The sequence below is a fragment of the Rhizobium sp. TH2 genome (assembly GCF_024707525.1).
Taxonomy (GTDB): Bacteria; Pseudomonadota; Alphaproteobacteria; order Rhizobiales; family Rhizobiaceae; genus Rhizobium_E.
Window position 1 is genome coordinate 543,066 of sequence record NZ_CP062231.1, and the last position, 19,551, is coordinate 562,616.

21 protein-coding genes are annotated in these 19,551 nt (G+C 60.3%); 14 read left to right on the top strand and 7 right to left on the bottom strand.

Annotation, left to right across the window (positions count from 1 at the left end; translation table 11 throughout):
* The first annotated feature begins 58 nt into the window (after positions 1-58).
* The 13 genes from IHQ71_RS02820 to IHQ71_RS02880 all read left to right on the top strand — a co-directional run bounded on the left by IHQ71_RS02820 (position 59) and on the right by IHQ71_RS02880 (position 14,500).
* Positions 59-1,591 carry a sugar ABC transporter ATP-binding protein gene (locus tag IHQ71_RS02820; RefSeq protein WP_258160379.1) on the top strand — a complete coding sequence of 511 codons (1,533 nt, stop codon included), beginning with the start codon at positions 59-61 and terminating at the stop codon, positions 1,589-1,591.
* 28 nt (positions 1,592-1,619) lie between these two features.
* Positions 1,620-2,609: an ABC transporter permease gene (locus IHQ71_RS02825; protein WP_258160380.1), complete on the top strand. Its 990-nt coding sequence runs from the start codon at positions 1,620-1,622 to the stop codon at positions 2,607-2,609.
* Between the two features lie 2 nt (positions 2,610-2,611).
* Positions 2,612-3,613, top strand: a complete 1,002-nt coding sequence (locus tag IHQ71_RS02830; protein WP_258162709.1) for a sugar-binding transcriptional regulator — start codon at positions 2,612-2,614, stop codon at positions 3,611-3,613.
* On the top strand, positions 3,613-4,602 hold the full coding sequence (locus tag IHQ71_RS02835) for an aldo/keto reductase (RefSeq protein WP_258160381.1): 990 nt from the start codon (positions 3,613-3,615) through the stop codon (positions 4,600-4,602). The genes IHQ71_RS02830 and IHQ71_RS02835 overlap by 1 nt, the downstream gene beginning before the upstream one ends.
* A 16-nt stretch (positions 4,603-4,618) precedes the next feature.
* Positions 4,619-6,364: a glycerol-3-phosphate dehydrogenase/oxidase gene (locus IHQ71_RS02840; protein WP_258160382.1), complete on the top strand. Its 1,746-nt coding sequence runs from the start codon at positions 4,619-4,621 to the stop codon at positions 6,362-6,364.
* Positions 6,361-7,179 (top strand): class I fructose-bisphosphate aldolase, encoded by an 819-nt coding sequence (locus tag IHQ71_RS02845; protein ID WP_258162711.1) that lies wholly within the window; start codon positions 6,361-6,363, stop codon positions 7,177-7,179. The genes IHQ71_RS02840 and IHQ71_RS02845 overlap by 4 nt, the downstream gene beginning before the upstream one ends.
* A gap of 30 nt (positions 7,180-7,209) precedes the next feature.
* A complete protein-coding gene (locus IHQ71_RS02850) occupies positions 7,210-8,721 on the top strand; it encodes an FGGY-family carbohydrate kinase (protein WP_258160383.1) in 1,512 nt (503 codons plus the stop codon).
* 228 nt (positions 8,722-8,949) lie between these two features.
* Positions 8,950-10,593, top strand: coding sequence for an ABC transporter substrate-binding protein (locus tag IHQ71_RS02855; protein ID WP_258160384.1), 1,644 nt, complete (start codon positions 8,950-8,952; stop codon positions 10,591-10,593).
* A gap of 24 nt (positions 10,594-10,617) precedes the next feature.
* Entirely contained in the window at positions 10,618-11,676 is a 1,059-nt protein-coding gene (locus tag IHQ71_RS02860) for an ABC transporter permease (RefSeq protein WP_374989996.1), read from the top strand.
* Positions 11,673-12,602, top strand: coding sequence for an ABC transporter permease (locus tag IHQ71_RS02865; RefSeq protein WP_258160385.1), 930 nt, complete (start codon positions 11,673-11,675; stop codon positions 12,600-12,602). The genes IHQ71_RS02860 and IHQ71_RS02865 overlap by 4 nt, the downstream gene beginning before the upstream one ends.
* Entirely contained in the window at positions 12,599-13,432 is an 834-nt protein-coding gene (locus tag IHQ71_RS02870) for an ABC transporter ATP-binding protein (RefSeq protein ID WP_258160386.1), read from the top strand. Before IHQ71_RS02865 ends, IHQ71_RS02870 begins: the two co-directional genes overlap by 4 nt.
* Positions 13,429-14,190: an ABC transporter ATP-binding protein gene (locus IHQ71_RS02875; RefSeq protein WP_258160387.1), complete on the top strand. Its 762-nt coding sequence runs from the start codon at positions 13,429-13,431 to the stop codon at positions 14,188-14,190. The genes IHQ71_RS02870 and IHQ71_RS02875 overlap by 4 nt, the downstream gene beginning before the upstream one ends.
* Positions 14,191-14,293: 103 nt before the next feature.
* Positions 14,294-14,500, top strand: a complete 207-nt coding sequence (locus IHQ71_RS02880; RefSeq protein ID WP_258160388.1) for a hypothetical protein — start codon at positions 14,294-14,296, stop codon at positions 14,498-14,500.
* Here IHQ71_RS02880 and IHQ71_RS02885 read toward each other — a convergent pair.
* Complete coding sequence (locus IHQ71_RS02885; RefSeq protein WP_258160389.1) at positions 14,486-14,722, bottom strand: DUF6894 family protein; 237 nt, start codon at positions 14,720-14,722, stop codon at positions 14,486-14,488. The genes IHQ71_RS02880 and IHQ71_RS02885 overlap by 15 nt on opposite strands.
* A 274-nt stretch (positions 14,723-14,996) precedes the next feature.
* The gene (locus IHQ71_RS02890) at positions 14,997-15,266 is read right to left on the bottom strand and encodes a hypothetical protein (RefSeq protein ID WP_258160390.1); all 270 of its coding nucleotides are present in this window, start codon (positions 15,264-15,266) and stop codon (positions 14,997-14,999) included.
* A gap of 287 nt (positions 15,267-15,553) precedes the next feature.
* Here IHQ71_RS02890 and IHQ71_RS02895 point away from each other — a divergent pair, with 287 nt between their 5' ends.
* Positions 15,554-15,697, top strand: a complete 144-nt coding sequence (locus IHQ71_RS02895; RefSeq protein ID WP_258160391.1) for a hypothetical protein — start codon at positions 15,554-15,556, stop codon at positions 15,695-15,697.
* A 183-nt stretch (positions 15,698-15,880) separates the two neighbouring features.
* Here IHQ71_RS02895 and IHQ71_RS02900 read toward each other — a convergent pair whose 3' ends face one another.
* The 5 genes from IHQ71_RS02900 to IHQ71_RS02920 all read right to left on the bottom strand — a co-directional run bounded on the left by IHQ71_RS02900 (position 15,881) and on the right by IHQ71_RS02920 (position 19,132).
* Positions 15,881-16,180, bottom strand: a complete 300-nt coding sequence (locus IHQ71_RS02900; protein WP_258160392.1) for a hypothetical protein — start codon at positions 16,178-16,180, stop codon at positions 15,881-15,883.
* A 57-nt stretch (positions 16,181-16,237) separates the two neighbouring features.
* A complete protein-coding gene (locus IHQ71_RS02905; RefSeq protein ID WP_258160393.1) occupies positions 16,238-17,338 on the bottom strand; it encodes a tyrosine-type recombinase/integrase in 1,101 nt (366 codons plus the stop codon).
* 29 nt (positions 17,339-17,367) lie between these two features.
* Positions 17,368-17,817 (bottom strand): helix-turn-helix domain-containing protein, encoded by a 450-nt coding sequence (locus IHQ71_RS02910; RefSeq protein WP_258160394.1) that lies wholly within the window; start codon positions 17,815-17,817, stop codon positions 17,368-17,370.
* Positions 17,818-17,820: 3 nt separating this feature from the next.
* Positions 17,821-18,024, bottom strand: coding sequence for an AlpA family transcriptional regulator (locus tag IHQ71_RS02915; RefSeq protein ID WP_258160395.1), 204 nt, complete (start codon positions 18,022-18,024; stop codon positions 17,821-17,823).
* 103 nt (positions 18,025-18,127) lie between these two features.
* A complete protein-coding gene (locus IHQ71_RS02920) occupies positions 18,128-19,132 on the bottom strand; it encodes a hypothetical protein (RefSeq protein WP_258160396.1) in 1,005 nt (334 codons plus the stop codon).
* Positions 19,133-19,551 lie beyond the last annotated feature (419 nt).

Genomic DNA, 19,551 nt, shown 5'->3' on the forward strand with positions numbered 1-19,551 from the left:
GACGAGGAAGGTCTGGGCGGTCGCCAATGGCCGCCCGGCCATCATCGGAGGAAATAGCGTGACTGAACCCGTTCTTGAAATCCACCATGTGTCGAAGCGTTTCGGCGCGATCAAGGCGCTGACGGATGTCGATTTCTCGCTCGAAAAGGGAGAAATCCACGCGCTTTGCGGCGAGAACGGCGCCGGCAAGTCGACGTTGATGAACATCATCGCGGGCGTGCTTCAGCCGGACGAGGGCGAGATCGTCCTCGACGGAAATGTCGTCACGGTTTCTTCGCCATCAGCGGCGCAACGGCTCGGCATCGGGTTGGTGCACCAGGAAATCGCGCTCTGCCCGGATGCGACGGTGGCCGAGAACATGTTCATGGCCGCCACCGGCCGCAGCCGATCGTTGCTGATGAATTACGGCGCGCTGGTGCGGGATGCGCAGGCGGTGATGAACCGGCTGGCATCGGTCGATGTTCGCCGCAAGGTCAGCGAATTGCCGATTTCCAGCCAGCAACTGGTGGAGATCGCCAAGGCGCTGACACTCGATTGCCGCGTGCTGATCTTCGACGAGCCGACGGCGGCGCTGACCGAGACCGAAGCGCAGATCCTGTTCGGCATTATCCGTGATCTCAAGGCGGCAGGCATTTCGATCATCTATATCAGCCACCGCATGGCCGAGATATTCTCGCTCTGCGACCGGGTGACGGTATTTCGCGACGGGCGTTATGTCTGCACCGAGACAATCGCGGAAACCACGCCGGAGGAGGTCGTACGCCGTATGGTCGGCCGCGAGATCGACCGGCTCTATCCGGCCAAGCTGACCGACGGCGAGCGTTCCAGCGACACTGTGCTATCAGTCCGGGGACTTGGCGACGGCAGCCGTTTCGACAATATTGGTTTCGACCTCAAGAAGGGTGAAATCCTCGGTATCGGCGGCCTGATCGGTTCCGGCCGCACCGAGATCGCCGAGGGCATTTGCGGGCTGAGGCCGGTGATATCCGGTGACGTTGTTCTGGCGGGCCAACCCCAGCGGATCGCGCGCTACGCCGACGCGGTCAAAGCTGGCATCGTCTATCTCTCCGAGGATCGCAAGGGTTCCGGCCTGTTCCTCGACCTGTCGATCGCGAGCAATATTTCCGTGCTCGATCTCAACCGGGTCACCAAGCTCGGCCTGGTCGATCGTGGCGCCGAGGCGAAGCTGGCGACAAGCTTCGCCCGCCGGCTCGGGCTGCGCATGGGTGGCATCGATCAGCCGGTGTCGTCGCTTTCCGGCGGCAACCAGCAGAAGGTGGCGATCGCAAAACAGCTCGCGGTCGAGCCGAAAGTCATCATCATGGACGAGCCGACGCGCGGCATCGATGTCGGCGCCAAGTCGGAAATCCACAAGCTGCTGCGCGATCTGGCGCGATCCGGCATCGGCATCATCGTCATCTCGTCGGAACTGCCCGAACTGCTCGGTCTCTGCGACCGGGTGCTGGTGATCCGCGAGGGCCGGTTGGCGGGAGAACTCGACATCGACGAAATGTCGGAGGAGGCCGTCATCCGGCTGGCCTCGGGCGTCGGCACAAACAACAAGCATGCGGCGGCGCAAGATGCCGCATGAGCATGAAGACAAGACGGGAGGAAAGACAATGGCGGTGGATACGCTGACAACTGCACCGGACGCGCGCGTGCCCGCCTGGCGGCGGTTCGGCTCGATGCGGGAGGCCGGGCTGATCGCCATCATCCTGGCGCTCTGCATCATCATGAGCTTCGCCTCGCCGTACTTCCTCACGCTCGGCAACTTCCGCGCCATGCTGATGTCCTTCTCGATCGAAGGCATCGTGGTCGTCGGCATGACGGTACTTCTGATCGTCGGCGGCATCGATCTCGCGGTCGGTTCGGTGCTCTGCTTCGCCATGGTATTCGCCGGCACGATGTTCGTGATGGGCGTCGATCCATGGACGGCATCGCTGCTCGGCATCGCCATGAGCGCGCTGATCGGCGCGGTGATGGGCTTCTTCGTCACCGTCGTCGGGCTCAATCATTTCATCACGTCGCTGGCCGCCATGGTCATCGTGCGCGGCCTTTGCCTCGCCATGACCAAGGGCACGCCGATCTCGCTCTTCACATTGCCGCCGGAATTCAAGGCGGTCGGGCAGGGCTCGATCTACGGCGTGCCTTATGTGATCCTTATCTTCCTCGCGGTGATCATCATCTTTGATTTCCTGCTCCGCCGGGCGACAGCCTTCCGCAAGGTGTTCTACACCGGCTCGAATGAGAAGGCGGCGCTTTATTCCGGCATCAAGACCAACCAGGTGAAGTTCTGGGTCACGGTCATGTGCTCGACATTGGCCGGCTTCGCAGGCGTCATCTACATGTCCCGCTTCGGCTCGGCGACGCCCACATTCGGCGTCGGCATGGAGCTCAACATCATCGCGGCGGCGGTCATCGGCGGTGCCTCGCTCAATGGCGGCTCGGGCACCATTCTCGGCGCCATCCTCGGCATCGCGCTGCTATCGGTGGTCACCTCGTCGCTCATCCTTCTCAACGTCTCGGTTTACTGGCAGGACATGATAAAAGGCTGCATTCTGCTCGCCGCGGTCTCGGCCGACCATTACCTTCACAAGCGCAAGGCATGACCATGGCGATCGCCAAACCCACATCGAAAGTCGTCACGATCCCTCGCGAGGATGCGGTCAATGCCCGGCTCATGCACCAGGCCTTGGTCATGCATTTCCTCGAAGGCCTGACCCAGGCGCAGATCGCCGACCGGCTCGGTCTGTCGCACGCCACGGTCAACCGGCTGATCAAGCGCGGCCGCCAGCTCGGCCTGGTCGAGATCAAGATCAAGTCGCCAATGGAGCCGCTGGTCGAACTGGAACAGCAACTTGTCGCCATCGGTGGGATCAGCCGTGCCGTGGTCGTGCCGACCGTCTCGGACAATCAGCAGACGGCGCTGCAGGCAGTGGGTGAAGCGGCGGCGCGGATGCTGCTTGAATCCATCGCCGATGGCGATACGATCTGCATCACCGGCGGCAAGGGCGTCAGCGCCGTGGTCGCGGGCTTGCAGGGACCGCACGGCTTCGATGTCGAAGTCATTCCGGCCACCGGCTGCGTGCAGGGTAAGCACTATACAGACGTCAACCATGTCGGCGCTCTGATGGCGGAGCGGCTGGGCGGCCTTGCGTACCAGATCCACGCACCGCTCTTCGCCGACGATGCGGAACAGCGGGCGATGCTGATCGGCATGCGGTCAGTGGGTGACGTCTTCCGCAAGGCGCGCGAGGCGAAGATCGCGGTGGTCGGCATCGGCTCGATCCTCTCCGACGATTCGAGCTATTACGATCTCCATCCATCCTCCAGCACCGATCGCGTGGCGATCGAAAGGTCCGGCGCGTCCTGCGAACTGCTGGCGCATCTGCTCGATGTCAACGGCCAAGTCTGCGACTACGCGCTCAACCGCTCGCTGGTTTCGCTGACTCTCGCCGAATTCGCATCGATCCCGACCAAAATCGGCGTTGCGAGCGGCCCCAACAAGGCAGGCCCGATCCTCAGCGTCATGCGCGGCGGCCATCTCGATACGCTGGTCACCGATGAGGCAACGGGCGCGCGGGTGATCGAACTTGCAGGAGGAACCCGCTGATGAAGCAGATCATGCGCGAGATCGGTTCTTCGGGCGTTTCCGCCTCCGCCGTCGGGCTCGGAACCTGGGCCATCGGCGGCTGGATGTGGGGCGGCACGGATGAGGCCGAATCCATCGCAGCCATCCATGCCTCGCTGGACGCGGGCGTGACACTGATCGATACCGCACCGGCCTATGGACTGGGCCGCGCCGAGGAGATTGTCGGCAAGGCGCTCGAGGGGCGACGGGAGCAGGCGGTCATCGCCACGAAATGCGGATTGGTCTGGCACACCGAAAAGGGAAAACATTTCTTCGACCAGGACGGCAGGCCGGTGCATCGCTATCTCGGCCGCGACGCGATCTTTCATGAGATCGACAAAAGCCTGAAGCGGCTTCGGACCGATTACATCGACCTCTACATCACCCATTGGCAGGACCCGACCACCCCGGTCGAGGAAACCATGGATGCGCTGAAGGACCTCAAGAAGGCGGGCAAGATCCGCGCGATCGGCGCCAGCAATCTCGATGCCGATGACCTGAAGGCCTATATCGCCGCAGGTGGGCTCGATGCGATCCAGGAACGGTTCAGCATGATCGATCGCGGCATCGAGGCCGAGCTTTTGCCCCTGACCACCGCCAACGGGATTTCGACACTGAGCTATTCCTCGCTGGCGCTCGGGCTGCTCTCAGGCACCATCGGCCCCGACCGGGTCTTCTCGGGCGACGACCAGCGCAAGGACAATCCGCGCTTCTCCGTCGCCAATCGCCAGAAAGTCGCCCGGTTCGCGGACGCCATCCGGCCGGTGGCCGAGACGCATGGCGCCACGATCGCCCAGGTCGTCATCGCCTGGACGCTCGCCCAGCCGGGCGTGACATTTGCGCTTTGCGGCGCGCGCAATCCGGCGCAGGCGAAGGACAATGCGCGCGCGGGCACGATCGGGCTCTCGCGCGAAGAGACTTCCACCATCGATACGGCAATAGCCTTCTGGCTATCCGTCATGGACGGGTAGGGGGCCGCAGCAACCCATGAACCGGAATGAGACTTTCAACGGGCTCGCAAGGCGCCCGAGCGCTGAAGTATTGGTCATCGGCGGCGGCATCAACGGCATCAGCGTGTTCCGCGAACTGGCGCTGCAGGGCGTCGATGTGCTGCTGGTCGAAAAGAACGATTATTGCTCCGGTGCCAGCGCCGCGCTGTCGCGCATGGTCCATGGCGGCTTGCGCTATCTCGAGAACGGCGAGTTCAAGCTGGTCCGCGAATCGCTCGAGGAACGCGACCGCCTGCTCGCCAATGCCCCCCACTATGTCTCGCCGCTGCCGACGACAGTGCCGGTCTTCGATATCTTCTCGGGCCTCGCCAATGGCGCGGTGCGCTTTCTGGGCCTCGGTCGCAGGCCGAGCCGCCGCGGTGCGGTGGTGATCAAGACCGGGCTGGCGATCTACGATTTCTTCACCCGCGCCAGAGCGATGATGCCACGACACACATTTCGCGGCAAAGGCAGGACATTGGCAAAATGGCCCCGGCTCAACCCCGACCTGATCGCTTCCGCCACGTACTATGATGCGCAGGTCAGCCATCCCGAGCGGCTGGGCATCGAGCTTCTGCTGGATGGATTGTCCGCAGGCCCGCATGCCCGGGCGCTGAACTATGCCGAGGTCAGGCGTGGCGCGGATGGCGCGCTTGCGCTTCATGACGAGATCACCGGCAGAACCATCCCAGTCAATGCCGACATTATCATCAACGCCACCGGCGGCTGGATCGACCTGACCAACCGCACGATCCTGCCGGATGTGCAGCCCCAACCACCGCTGATGGGCGGCACCAAGGGTTCCCACCTGATGATCGATAATGCCGAGCTGATGGCCGCACTCGGCGGTCACATGCTCTATTACGAAAACGAGGATGGCCGCATCTGCATCCTGTTTCCCTATCTCGGCAAGGTGCTGGTCGGCTCGACGGATATCCGCGTCGATGATCCCGGCACGGTGCGCTGCGAGGCCGATGAGCGCGACTATATCCTGCAATCGCTCGCCTTCGTGCTGCCCGATATCCGCATCGCACCCGAGGAGATCGTCTTCCAGTTCTCGGGCGTCCGGCCGCTGCCTGCGAGCGCGGACAGTTTCACCGGGCGCATTCCGCGCGATCATTTTTGCACCTTCATCGAAGCGGAGAGGACGCCGCCAGTGCTCTGCATGATCGGCGGGAAATGGACCACCTTCCGCTCCTTCGGCGAACTGGCTGCGGATATGACGCTGGAACGTCTCGGTAAGCAAAGGCGCACGGATACAATCGTACGGCCGATCGGCGGCGGACGGAATTATCCGGCCAATCCGGCCCCATGGGTCGCTGATCTAGCGAGCCGCACGGGCCTGCCGCTGGAGCGTATCGAACAGCTTTTCGGGAGATATGGCACGGGGGCGGAGAAGGTCGCCGAATTCCTGCTGCGTGGTGAAGACCATTTCCTGCCGGACACCGACTATTCCAGACGCGAGATGATCCACCTCATCCATGCCGAGGGTGTCGAACATCTCGATGATCTCCTCCTCCGGCGCACGACGCTGGCGATCTCCGGACAGCTTTCTCTCATCGCCGCCGATGCCGCACTTGCCGTGCTGGCCGCCGAACGCGGCTGGGATGAAGCCCGCCGCGGTGCCGAGCGCAGCCGCTTTCTCACCCTGCTCGCCGAGCGCCATGGCATCAGTGAGCAAATGCTTTTCTCACGGAGTAAAGACAGGAGTATCTTATGCGAAGCAACAGCAAGCGCCGTATGAACCGGCTCTTCGGCAACGGCCGATGCCTTGATGTCGCGATCGACCACGGCGTCTGCAACGAGCCGAGCTTCCTCAACGGGCTTGAGGATATCGAAGGCGTGGTCAAGGCACTGGTCGCCGCGAAGCCTGATGCAATCCAGATGAACTTCGGTCAGGCCGATCTGCTGCAGGATGTGCCCGGCAAGGATAAGCCGGCGCTGGTCATGCGCATCGACATGGGCAATCCGTATAACCGCATCCGCCACAGCCATATGTGGGCGGTGCTGCAGAACGAGGCCGAGCCGCTGATCGGCGCGCTCCAGATGGATGCGGCTTGCGTCGTCGTCAATCTCTTCATGCTGCCCGACGAGCCCGAACTCTTCAAGCAGTGCATCCGGAACATTGCCCGCGTTCGTGCCGATTGTGACAAATACGGCATGCCGCTGATGATCGAGCCGCTGGTCATGCAGCCGGTCACCGAGGCCGGCGGCTATATGGTTGATGGCGATTGTGACAAGATCGTCACGCTGACCCGGCTTGCGCGCGAGATGGGGGCGGATATCATCAAGGCCGACCCGACGACCAACGCGGAGGATTTCCACAAGGTGATCGAGGCAGCGCGCTGCCCGGTTCTGGTGCGCGGCGGCGGCAAGGAAGATCTACGCATCGTGTTCGAAAAGTCGGCGGCGCTGATGAAACAGGGCGCCATGGGCATGGTCTACGGCCGCAACATATACCAGCATGCCAATCCGAGCGCCGTGGTGAAAGGCCTGATGGCGATCATCCACGACGATGCCGGCGGCGCCGAGGCCTACGCGCTTTACGAACAGGGCTGACGGAAATCTGGACCTGGGGAGGGGTTCGCCATGGGAGAATATCTGCTCGGCCTCGATGCCGGAAATACCGTCATCAAGGCCGTCATCTTCGACCTGACCGGTCGGGAACTGGCCTATGCCGCCCGCGAGGGCCATAGCCGGATGCCAAAAGCCGGCCATGTCGAGCGCGACCTGAACGAATTCTGGGCCAATGCGCAGCATGTCATCCGCACCTGCATCGACAGATCCGGCATAGCGGCGGACCGGATCGCGGCGATCGGCTGCGCCGGCCATGGTAACGGGCTCTATGCGCTCGATGCGGACGGCGCCCCGCTGCTCGGCATACAGTCGCTCGATACCCGGGCTTCGCAACTCGCCGACGAACTGGCGGCGGCCGGCGCGGGCGACATCGTCTACCCCATCGCGCGGCAGCGGCCATGGCCGTCCCAAACGCCGACCCTGTTCGCCTGGCTCAAGCGCCACGACCCCGCGCTTTTCCAGCGGATCGGCACCGTACTGCTCTGCAAGGACTTCATCACCAACCGGCTGACCGGCGAACGGGTCAGCGATGTCTCGGATATGATTGGCGCTGGACTTCTCGATGTTGCCCAACGACGTTATGACGTTCGCATCCTCGACGCCTATGATCTTGGCGAATGCATGCCTGTCATGCCACGGCTTGTCGAGAGCGACGAGATCGCCGGCCGGGTAACAGCAGAAGCCGCCGCATTGACTGGTCTCGCCGAGGGTACACCCGTGGTGGGCGGGTTGTTCGATGTCATCGCTTCGGCCATCGGCTCCGGCGTGACGCGAACAGGCGCGGCCTCGATCATCGCCGGCACGTGGAGCATCAACCAGGTGATCGTCGACAGGCCGGAACTCGATGGGCCGGTCTTCATGTCATCGAGCTTCGACCGCACCCGCTACATGGCGATGGAAAACAGCGCGACCTCGGCCGCCAATCTCGAATGGATGGTGAACCAGTTCTTCGCCGATTGCCCTGAAGGGACCTCGCCCTTCGACCTCTGCTGCAATCTCGCCGCCTCGGTCGAGCCGGAGATCGCCGCACCCTTCTACCATCCGTTCCTCTATGGTGCGCAGACCGACGGCAATGCGCGGGCCGGTTTTTACGGCGTGGCGGGCTGGCACACCAAGGCCCATCTCATGCGCGCGGTGCTGGAAGGCGTCGCCTTCGGCCACCGCTGGCACATCGAGCGGCTGAGAGGCGCCGGCGCCTCGTTCGACGAGGCGGTGCTTTCCGGCGGCGGCTCGCGCAGCAAGGTCTGGCCGCAGATTATCGCCGACGTCCTCGGCGTGCCGGTGTCGATCGCCCGCTCGCATGAGACGGGCGCGCTGGGCGCGGCAATCGCCGCCGGCACCGGGGTCGGGCTGTTCTCGGATTTCACCGCCGGGGCGGCATCGATGGTCAAGCTCGAGCGGCATTATGCGCCAAACCCGACGCTCGCATTGCTCTGCGATCAGCGCTACCAGATCTATTGCGACACCATGGTGGCCATGACGCCGATCTGGAAGCGCATGGCCTCGCTGGGCGCTGCGGCGTAGGCGATGACCCCAACGCGTTGCAGTCGCATGGAGCACCGGTAAAGTTGATGTGAATGCGTGATCTTTCCCGCTGAAGAATTAGGATTGTCCCGAAGGCTCGCGGTGGATAGTCTGTCAAGGTTTCCGGTAGGAGACACGTTTGACGGGACCGCTGTTCGTCTTGTAAATAGCACCCCAGTCGTTCCGCCACGAAGAACAGGCCGCAAACGGCCGATAGGGGAAAAATCGATGACGATCCATATTTTGAACCGGCAGTTCAAAGCCCTCGCCGCCACCGCTGCCGTCGCCATTCTTCTTGGCGCCGGCGCGCCCGCTTTTGCCGAAACCCCGGCTGATACACTGGTCGAAGCCTTTGCGATCGACGATATCATCAGCATGGATCCCGGCGAGGCCTTCGAATTTTCGACCGCCGAGATGACCGGCAATTCCTACAGCATGCTGGTCCGCCTCGAAATGAGCGACACGTCCAAGGTCACGGGTGATCTGGCCGAGAGCTGGACGGTGTCCGATGACGGCCTGACCTATACGTTCAAGCTCAAGCCCGGCCTGAAATTCGCCTCCGGCAATCCGATCACGGCCGAGGATGTCGCATGGTCGTTCGAGCGGGTAGTCAAGCTCGACAAGAGCCCGGCCTTCATCATCAGCCAGTTCGGTCTCAACGGCGACAACGTCACCGAAAAGGCGAAGGCCGTCGATGCGACCACATTCGTATTTACCGTCGACAAGGCCTATTCGCCGAGCTTCGTGCTGAACTGCCTGACGGCCACCGTTGGCGCGATCGTCGACAAAAAGCTGGTGCTGGAGCATGTCGCCGCCGTCACCCCCTCCGAGGAATACAAATACGACAACGATTTCGGCAATGGCTGGCTGAAGACCGGTTACGCCGGTTCCGGCCCGTTCAAGATGCGCGAATGGCGCGCCAACGAAGCCGTCGTCCTTGAGCGCAACGACAACTATTACGGCGAAAAGGCCAAGCTGGCCCGCGTCATCTATCGCCACATGAAGGAAAGCTCCGGCCAGCGGCTGGCGCTCGAGGCTGGTGACATCGACGTCGCGCGCAATCTCGAGCCCAACGATCTCGACGCGATCAAGAAAAACGCCGAACTGTCCACCACCAGCGCGCCGAAGGGCACGGTCTATTATATCAGCCTCAATCAGAAGAACCCGAATCTTGCCAAGCCCGAGGTGCGGGAAGCGTTCAAATACCTCGTCGATTACGACGCGATCGGTTCCACGCTGATCAAGGGTATCGGCGAGATCCACCAGACTTTCCTGCCCAAGGGCGTGCTGGGCGAACTTGATGAGAACCCGTACAAACTCGATGTCGCCAAGGCCAAGGAACTTCTCGCGAAGGCTGGCCTCGCCGATGGCTTCGCGGTCACAATGGATGTGCGCAACACGCAGCCCGTGACGGGCATCGCCGAATCCTTCCAGCAGAGCCTCGCGCAGGCCGGCGTCAAGATGGAAATCATCCCCGGCGACGGCAAGCAGACGCTCACCAAGTATCGCGCCCGCAATCACGATATGTATATTGGTCAGTGGGGCATGGATTATTTCGATCCGAATTCCAATGCCGAGACCTTCACCGCAAATCCCGACAATTCCGATGAAGGCAAGAACAAGACGCTGGCCTGGCGCAACGCCTGGGATGTTCCGGATCTGACCAAGAAGACCGCCGCTGCACTGCTCGAAAAGGATTCCGCCAAGCGCGCTGCAACTTACCAGGAACTGCAAAAAGCCGTTCTGGAGACAAGCCCCTTCGTCATCATTTTCCAGCAGACCGAGGTCGCGGGCCTCAGCCGCAAGCTGACCGGCTTCAAGCTCGGTCCGAGCTTCGACACCAACTTCGTCTACAACGTTTCGAAGAACTGACCGGGAGGCGGCCGGTTGACCATCATCGACGCATCAGTACCGGCCCGGCGCGTAAAGCCCCGGACCGGCGGTATATTTCTGGCGATATTGCGCTTTCTGGTCATTGTTCTGACCACCTATCTCGGCCTGCTCGCGGTGACTTTCTTCATCGGGCGGGTCATTCCCATCGATCCCGTTCTGGCCGTGCTCGGCGACCGGGCGCCGGCAAGCGTGGTGGAACGGACGCGTGAGCAGATGGGCCTCAACCTGCCGCTCTATCAGCAGTTCTTCCTCTATGTGAAGGCGGCGGTGACCGGCGATTTCGGCGTATCGGTGCTGACCACCAATCCCGTGATGACCGATATCCGCCGCGTCTTCCCCGCCACGATAGAGCTCGCAACCCTCGGAACATTGATCGGCGCCTTGATCGGCGTCCCCTTCGGCGTGCTGGCAGCGGTCAAGCGCGGCTCGTTCATCGACCAGCTCGTGCGCGCCATAGGACTTGTCGGCTATTCCGTGCCGATATTCTGGCTGGCACTGCTGTCCCTCGTGCTGTTCTATGCCAAGCTCAAATGGGTGGCGTTTCCCGGCCGCATCGACATCGTCTACGAATACACCTTCACCCCGATCACCGGCTTCTTCCTTTTCGACGCGATGATTCAGGGCCAGTGGGATGTGTTCTGGGATGTGTCCCGCCACATCGTCCTGCCCGCCTGCCTGCTCGGATATTTCTCGCTCGCTTATATCAGCCGCATGACCCGCAATTTCATGCTCAACGAACTCGGGCAGGAATATATCGTCGCCGCCCGCGCTCGGGGGCTTTCCGAGACCCGGATCATCTGGGGCCATGCGCTGAGAAATGCCGCCGTGCCGCTGATCACGGTCATCGCCTTGTCCTATGCCGGCCTGCTCGAAGGCTCGGTGCTGACGGAAACAGTCTTCGCCTGGCCGGGGCTCGGGCTCTACATCACCAATTCGCTGCAGAATGCCGACATGAATGCCGTGCTCGGAGGCACGATCGTCATCGGCTCGGTCTTCATTGGCATCAACCTCGCGTCGGACCTTCTTTACCGCACGCTCGATCCGCGGACGCGCGCAAGATGACAGAACTGACCTCGAGCCGCATTTCACGCCGCGAATGGCTGATGTCCGAGCGGCCACAATCGCGCATGCAGGCCCGTCTCGGCCGAGCCTATATGACCTGGGCGCGTTTCCGCGCCAACCGGATGGCAGTGCTGGGGCTGGCGATCATCGCAGCGCTGATCATGATCGCCGTCTTCGCGAGCGTGCTGGCGCCGCATAATCCGCTTGCCGGCGATCTTGCCGGCTCCCGCCTGCTTCCTCCGGGAAGCAACGGCTTCCTGCTTGGCACCGACGATCAGGGCCGCGATATCCTGTCGCGCCTTCTCTACGGCACCAGGCTGACGCTGCTGGTCGTCGCGCTGGTGGCTGTCATTGCTGCCCCCCTCGGACTGGTCGTCGGTACAGTGTCCGGTTATGCCGGCGGCTGGATCGATGCCGTGCTGATGCGGATCACCGACATCTTCCTGTCGTTCCCGAAGCTGGTCCTGGCGCTAGCCTTCGTTGCGGCCGTCGGGCCGGGCATCCAGAACGCCGTCATTGCCATCGCGCTCACCTCCTGGCCGCCCTACGCCCGTATCGCGCGCGCCGAGACGCTGGCCTTGCGCAACTCCGAATACATCGATGCCGTAAGGCTGATGGGCGCCTCGCCGTTCCGCATCGTTTTCAGGCATGTCATGCCGATGTGCCTCTCCTCCGTCATCGTCCGCGTGACGCTCGACATGGCGGGCATTATCCTGACCGCCGCCGGCCTCGGCTTTCTCGGCCTCGGCGCGCAGCCGCCGCTTCCTGAATGGGGTGCGATGATCGCATCCGGCCGCCGCTTCATCCTCGACCAATGGTGGGTCGCCACCATGCCCGGCGTCGCCATCCTGATTGTCAGCCTCGGCTTCAACTTTCTTGGCGATGGCCTGCGCGATGCGCTCGACCCCCGGGAGAGCGGCCAATGAGCAGCCTGCTGACCGTCAAGGACCTACAGGTCAGCTTTCCCACCCGCACCGGACGTGTGGAGGCGGTGCGCGGCATATCCTTCGAACTCGGCCGTGAGAGGCTCGGTATCGTCGGCGAAAGCGGCTCGGGCAAATCGCAGACCGGCCGTGCCATCATCGGCCTGAACCCGCCGCACGCGGAGGTCTCGGCAAAGGAGCTGACCTTCGATGGCATGGATTTCCTGTCGGCGACGCCGAAGCTGCTGCGCGAACTGCGTGGCGAAGGTATTGCGATGATCCTGCAGGATCCGAAATATTCGCTCAATCCGGTCATGACCATCGGCAGCCAGATCGTCGAGACGCTCCGGTCACGCCGCAGCATGAGCAAAACAGAGGCGCGCGACAAAGCGCTCGCCATGCTCGAAGCCGTGCAGATCGACAATCCGAACCGCGTCTTCGATCTCTATGCGCATCAGGTTTCGGGCGGCATGGGCCAGCGCGCGATGATCGCCATGATGCTGATATCCGAACCGGAATTGCTGATTGCCGACGAGCCTACATCGGCGCTCGATGTGACGGTGCAGCTCGAAATCCTGCGCATCCTCGACAAGCTCGTCAGCGAGCGTGGCATGGGCCTGATCTTCATCTCGCACGATCTGCGCCTGGTCTCATCGTTCTGCGATCGCGTCATCGTCATGTACGCCGGCAAAATCGTCGAGGAATTGAAGGCATCGGAACTGCCGAACGCCAAGCATCCATATACAAAAGGATTGCTCAATTGCATGCCATCGATCGGTACCAGCCGGCACCCGCTGCCCGTGCTGGAGCGAAAAGCCGAGTGGGCACTATGACCGAGGTCATCTCCATCGACGGCCTGTCGGTCGATTATCATGGCTACCTGGCGCTCGACCGGGTGGGCCTCTCGGTGAGCGAGGGCGAGTCCTTCGGACTGGTCGGTGAATCCGGCTCCGGCAAATCGACGCTGCTGCGCGCGATTGCGGGCTTGGCACCCGTGAGCGGGGGCGCAATCGCCGTCGAGGGCGCGACGCTCGCCGCCAACCGCCGCAGCCGCGCCTTCTACCGGCGCGTACAGATGGTGTTCCAGGATCCCTACGGGTCGCTTCATCCGCGCCAGACGGTCGACCGCCAACTGCTGGAGCCACTCGTCATCCACGGCATCGGCGATGAGGAACGGCGCATCCAGACCGCGCTGGATGAGGTCGGGCTTAGCTCGGGTTTCCGCTTCCGTTATCCGCATCAGCTTTCGGGCGGGCAGAGGCAGCGCGTCGCGATCGCCCGCGCCCTGATCGTCGAGCCGTCGATCCTGCTGCTGGATGAACCGACATCGGCGCTGGATGCGTCGGTGCAGGCCGAAGTGCTCAATCTGCTCGAACAGATCCGCCACGACCGCGGGCTGACCTTCCTCATGGTCAGCCACGATCTCGGTGTCGTCACCCACATGTGCGATCGCCTGGCGGTCATGCAGACCGGCCGGGTCGTCGAGCGGCTATCCACCACCGATCTCGTGGCCGGCAGAATCTCCGAGAGCTATACGAGCAAACTGATGCTGGCGAGCAAAGGTTTTACGCGCGATCAACCTGGCGTTTAGTGCGGATGCCATACCATTCAGCCGGATGCTCGATTGAAGGGGCGGACGCTAAATCGTACGATGCCTGACATGTGCCGAAGAGGGTGCAAGTGGAAAATCATCGATGGTCGATCGCGTAGAATTCCGGATTTTCCCGGATGACAATCAATGGAAGATGAACCGGGATAACGAGTTCGTAGCCGTGTTTTCGAGCCGCGAACTGGCGATCGAAGCCGCTGAAGGCTACCGTAGCGAGATTGCGCAGAATGGCGGTGTAACCAGCATCATCGTTCTCAAGCCGGATGGCAGCGAGCACTCAATCCAGCCGTAGCACCGATCGGAACGGCAGGGTCAGTACGCTTTCGCCATTGTCGTTCACGACCTCGAACTGCCTGGCTTCCAGAGGTTCCCCATACTTGACCCGTTCCGCCAGCAAGTCGCGCGCCGCCTGCCTGGCTTCCTCGGCAGCAGCTGCCTTGCCAGGCATTTCGACACCTTCCTGATCGGTGATCAAGGTGTCACCGTTGCGAACATTAAAATAAAACCGCGGCATCCCAGTGCTCCCTTTCGAAGGGACAATGCAGATGGGCGTGTTTTGTTGCGCCCAGCGATCCTGTCCTCGCTCCAAAGGGTGTTCGCCGCCGGGCCACCGCGGCAATGTCTCGACGGGCATCGGTGTATTCTCGGGCGTTGAGTGCCGGCGCGAGACTGCCTCCCTGGTCCGCGTCGAATGCGGCTTTGACCATCATTTTTCCGAGCGGTTGGGACGTCGGGTCTCTACGCACATAGCGGCCCGGCAAGGCGTAGACACTTCATCTGCGACAGCTTTAGCTGTCGATCGACCGCGCGGGAACGCCCCGGATCTCGTTGGAATTGGCGGGATGAATATCATGAGACACATGCTCCGCAAGATAAAGGCAATAGTCATCGAGCGCATCGGCGAGCGCAAGTGCCGCCTCCGTCTCACGCCAGCCGGCGCGGATCATCTGGAGCACGATCTGCCGTGCAACTGCCGCCGCTTCCCTGCGGCTCTCCAGCGAGCGCCTTCGGTCGCTTGGGCCGGTTGTTGGTCCTCGAACCTCAATTGTGTCCAGCATGATAGACCCCTTGAGTGTGTGGTGTGCAGATACAATACCCCTTAATTTTAAGGGGTCTACTCCAATATATTATGATTGAAAGATGTAAGTGACCGAGCCGGCAAGCCATTTTGGGGAATGACAGGGGTACGATGCCGTCCGGTCAATTCAGATATGCGCTGATTTGATCGGCTGATCAATACGCAAAATTAGCAGGTTCGCAGATAGGTTGGTCGCCAGAATATGAAGCCAGCCGCCATTGTTGGTATCGGGCGAAGCTCCGATAAAGCTACCAACAAGAACACCCGATGCAGCAGAGCGGCAAAAAGCAAAAAGCCCGGAAAACCGGGCTTTTGGGAGTATTTTTTCGGACCATCACGGACGGTCTGAAAAAGGGAATGGTGCCAGAAGAGGACCATGGAAAAGACGCTAAATCGTTGTTCATAAAGTGAAATTTATGATGTGATTTTGTCGCATACCAACAAAAATACCAACATTTCCAAATTCGTCTTGGATTCTGCGGTTAGCTGAAACGCTTCTACGTGCTCCAAATCAGCAATGCGGTTATTAACAGAAATATCACAATCCCGCGTTTACCGAAGCATCAATGCGGCCGAATTCCGTCTTTTCGATCATCACGAAAATGCAATGACCATTTGAACGATCGGCCCAAAGCTCGCCGACAAGCCTTTTTCCTTGGCATCATCAGCGGTGGCGATGTGCCCGCCCTTGTACTCCACGACCGAAATCCGGCCATCCTTCAGCAATGCGACAAAGTCGGGATGGAACTTATCCGTTGCAGTCTGGAGCCAGAATGAGTTCGGTTGTTGCGATGTGTTGCGTAGCCAAGCCTTCACATCGCCCATACGCTGCAGATAGACCGCACAATCATGCTTTTCCCCGGTAGGTTCTAGATCGCCGATCACACGGAACAAATGGTTCTTGAAGTCCGTCCGGCCCTTGTACGCGTGTAATGTCCGTCACCGTCGCTGTCACGCCTTCATGCGCAGGCTTTCCACAAGGGCGGCGATCTGTTCGATCGTGCTGCCGTCGGACATCCCGTCTGATGGCAATTCCTTCAAGCCGTTGATGATTTCCGCCTGCCGGTCAGCCGCCACGTTGCCGTAGCTAACAAATGTCGTCAGCACCTGTTCATGCCCAAGGTTCTGGCTCCAGGCTTTGTAATCTTCCGGCGATCGGCAAAGCTTTTGACCAAGCGCGGCAAGGGTGCTTCGCAGGCTATGCGGATTGGCATAGGGCAATCCGGCAGCCTCGAATGCTGTCTTGAAAATGCGCCGGATGGCAGCGGCGTTCGACCAATGGTCACGGCATAGACCGGCGGCGCCAAAGTATCCTTCATTGCCGCGAGCCATGCGGGTTTTGGGAAAGACCGGATCATCCGGCCCAAACAACAGCGTGGCCGTCAGGTAGTCGATCCAAGCGGTAACGATCGCCTCCACATCATCGCCCACGGGGAAAAATGTTGTGTCGATACTCTTGCGGTTCTTGGTCCGGACGTCGCGTGCGTCCTGAAACACGCGACGCTCCGGAAGCCGGAGGTGCCTCATCTTCAAGGAGGCGGTCGCATCGTCGCGCGCGCCGGTCAGAAGCGTGAAGGCGATGATGGCACGGTCGCGCTTTTCCACATCGCTGCCGGTAGGCATCTCAGAAAGCACAAGCTTGGTCTGATCGATTGTCGGAACCCGTTTGTCGCGGTGCGCTGTTGCGATCCGGCTGTCATTGGCGTTCGGATTGAAATATTCCGCGTCGCTGTAGGCAATTCGCGACCTGTAACCCTGTTGACCGGCAAGCCAGGAGAAGAAGTGCTTGAGCGCTATAAGCCGCGCATGGATGGTGGACTTAGCCAGCGGCTTGCCAGTCTGCTTATTGCGTTCATTGGCAAGATGCGTCTTGAAGCCGGTTGCCTGGGCTATGCGAAAGAGTTGAAAGTCGCGATATCGAGTCCACTGTTCGAAGCCCGCGATGGCGGCCGCGACCGCATCGATCGTGCTTATATCCATCCGCTTCGCTTCCTTAAGATAGATGAAATAGTCCCGCTTGATGCGCTCGTTTTTCGGGCAGTGCTTCTTCATGCCATTGGCTCCTGTTTCAAGTAATCATTTCAACGGGGATTGGTGATATCGGTTAAGCTTGGCTGACCCCGTGGAAATGACACCTCCGCAAGCCGCATCAGCAGGGGCAGTCCGGCCGCGCTGACGTTCTTGTTCATGATTGTCTCACAAGCTTCGCAGATCGCTGAAATGTGCCCGCTCTTGGCCGCCTTGGGCACATAGTCGATCAGGCGGCCGGCAGCGGCTCGCGGCACCTTGCATCGGAAGCAGAAGAATTCCTGAAGCTGGCAGCGCTGCTTCGGCTTCCTGCGCGTTTCGAGATAATCCTTGAGATCGGGACCGAGTATCAGCAGCGGCTTCTTGTCCGTGATCGCAGGCAAGCCGCCCTTCAGCCAAAGCCGCACGGTGCCCTTGGCTACACCCAATACGATGGCTGCCTCCTCAACCGTGTAGCTGCGATGAATCTTGATGGCGCGCCAGTTCGGCCGGTTGCGGGCCATTCATCAGCCCTCGCCTTCGAATAGCGCCCGGACATCTTCCACGCGCCATACCGTGACGCGAGCGCCAAGTTTCATCGGCTTGGGAAAGCGGCCATCCTTTATACCGGCCCACCAGGTGGACTTGGAAACAGGGATGGGGCCACGCGGCGCGATGATTGCGGAAAGCCGGACGAAGCCGGTTGTGGGGAAAGCAGTGTAGTTCGGCATGGTGCCACCTCGTTCTGTTGAATGCGAGGTGGTTTTAGATTGGCCGATAGGAGCGTTGGCCGAATTCGGGTTACGTCAAACCGATTTAGTACTCTGTCTCCCGTTATTCGGTTTGGTCCTCCAGTAAGACTTTGGCTTCGTTTAGAAATTTCCGAGCGGTGTCTTCGTCCAACCGCAAACCGATTTGAATTACAGCGCTAACGATGTTCGCGGTAGCCCCATTCTTGGCTTTGCTCGGATCAAATTGATACTTTTTCATAGCCATTGCGAGAATCATCTTGAGCATGCTCTTGCGTTCTCGCGGTTGGACATCATTCAATCCGGCACGCTGTCGTTTGTCCAATTCCGCGAGGCGAGCTTCAAGCATCTGGTTTTGTTCGTGCAGCTCTATTGCCGTGTCAAAGATACTGTCAAGTTCTTCGCGCGATTGGGTAATCTCGGCATATGTTTGATCGCGTTCGGTTAGCAGACGTTCAAGAAACGCACTGAGCTTGTCGTATTCAGTCTTCCAATCGGCAATTTGAAGGCCACGAGCTTTCACAGCATCAAACGCCATTGGATGCATTAAGAAGCCAGTCCGTTCTGCCCATCCCAGCAAATAGGGAGGCGTATTTTTCTCATTCAACTGGCCGACTTCGACGGCACGCTTGATCAATTCAAGCTGCGCGTGGAAGCTCGCGACGAAAATGGAGTTTCCCTCATAGCGGCTGATCTTCTCAAGCGTTACAGCACGTGGATCTTTTCCAAATGAAATGGCGACAGCTTCCTCCGCTGTCCAATAAGAAATTTTTGACCAATAATCCCAATCAGTGTTGGCGCGAACGTCATTGAAGAAACGATCCTTGTCGAGATTCAAGACGAGCTGCACGCGCTCGTCCATAGATTTTTGCTTCTCGGATTCGAGGATTTGGAAAAATTGGCCGGGCGGCATTGCGGCTATACTATCGATAAATCGATCGGCATCTGCCTTCGCTTTTTCAAATCGATTCTTGTGCTCGGGATATTGTTCCCAATATTCCTCACGAGCGAATACGTGGAGATCGGGAAATAGGCGGTCCACGACAAAGCCAACTGGATCGTCTTCCCAGTGTCGCACATTGGGATACATCTTAATGCCTCGAATCAACCACGGCCATTATCCGCGACACAACGCAGAGTCGGAAAGGGAAAATCTCTTTACCGCTTCCTGCCCCTAAGATTCCGCACCAATTGAATTTCCAGCGGACCACCATCGGCTTTTCGCCCGGTTCTTCCCACTAGTAAGGCATCAATGATTACGCGACGGTCGCTTCTGACGCTTTGCTGCCGTTTGACGATCTCACCGTTTATGTCCGCTTAGCGCCCCAAAATCAGACATTGAATCCGTTTTGGCAATTGACCAGAAGCGGACATTCGAGCAGCTAGCCGAGTTGGCACCTCGACGCGAATCGCGGGACAATTTCAGGGAGATTAGTAACCGAACGGATGACCAGTTCGAAGTTCAGCGATGCTGAAAGGCCTTGAATCGCCGGCCCCGAGCAAGCAATT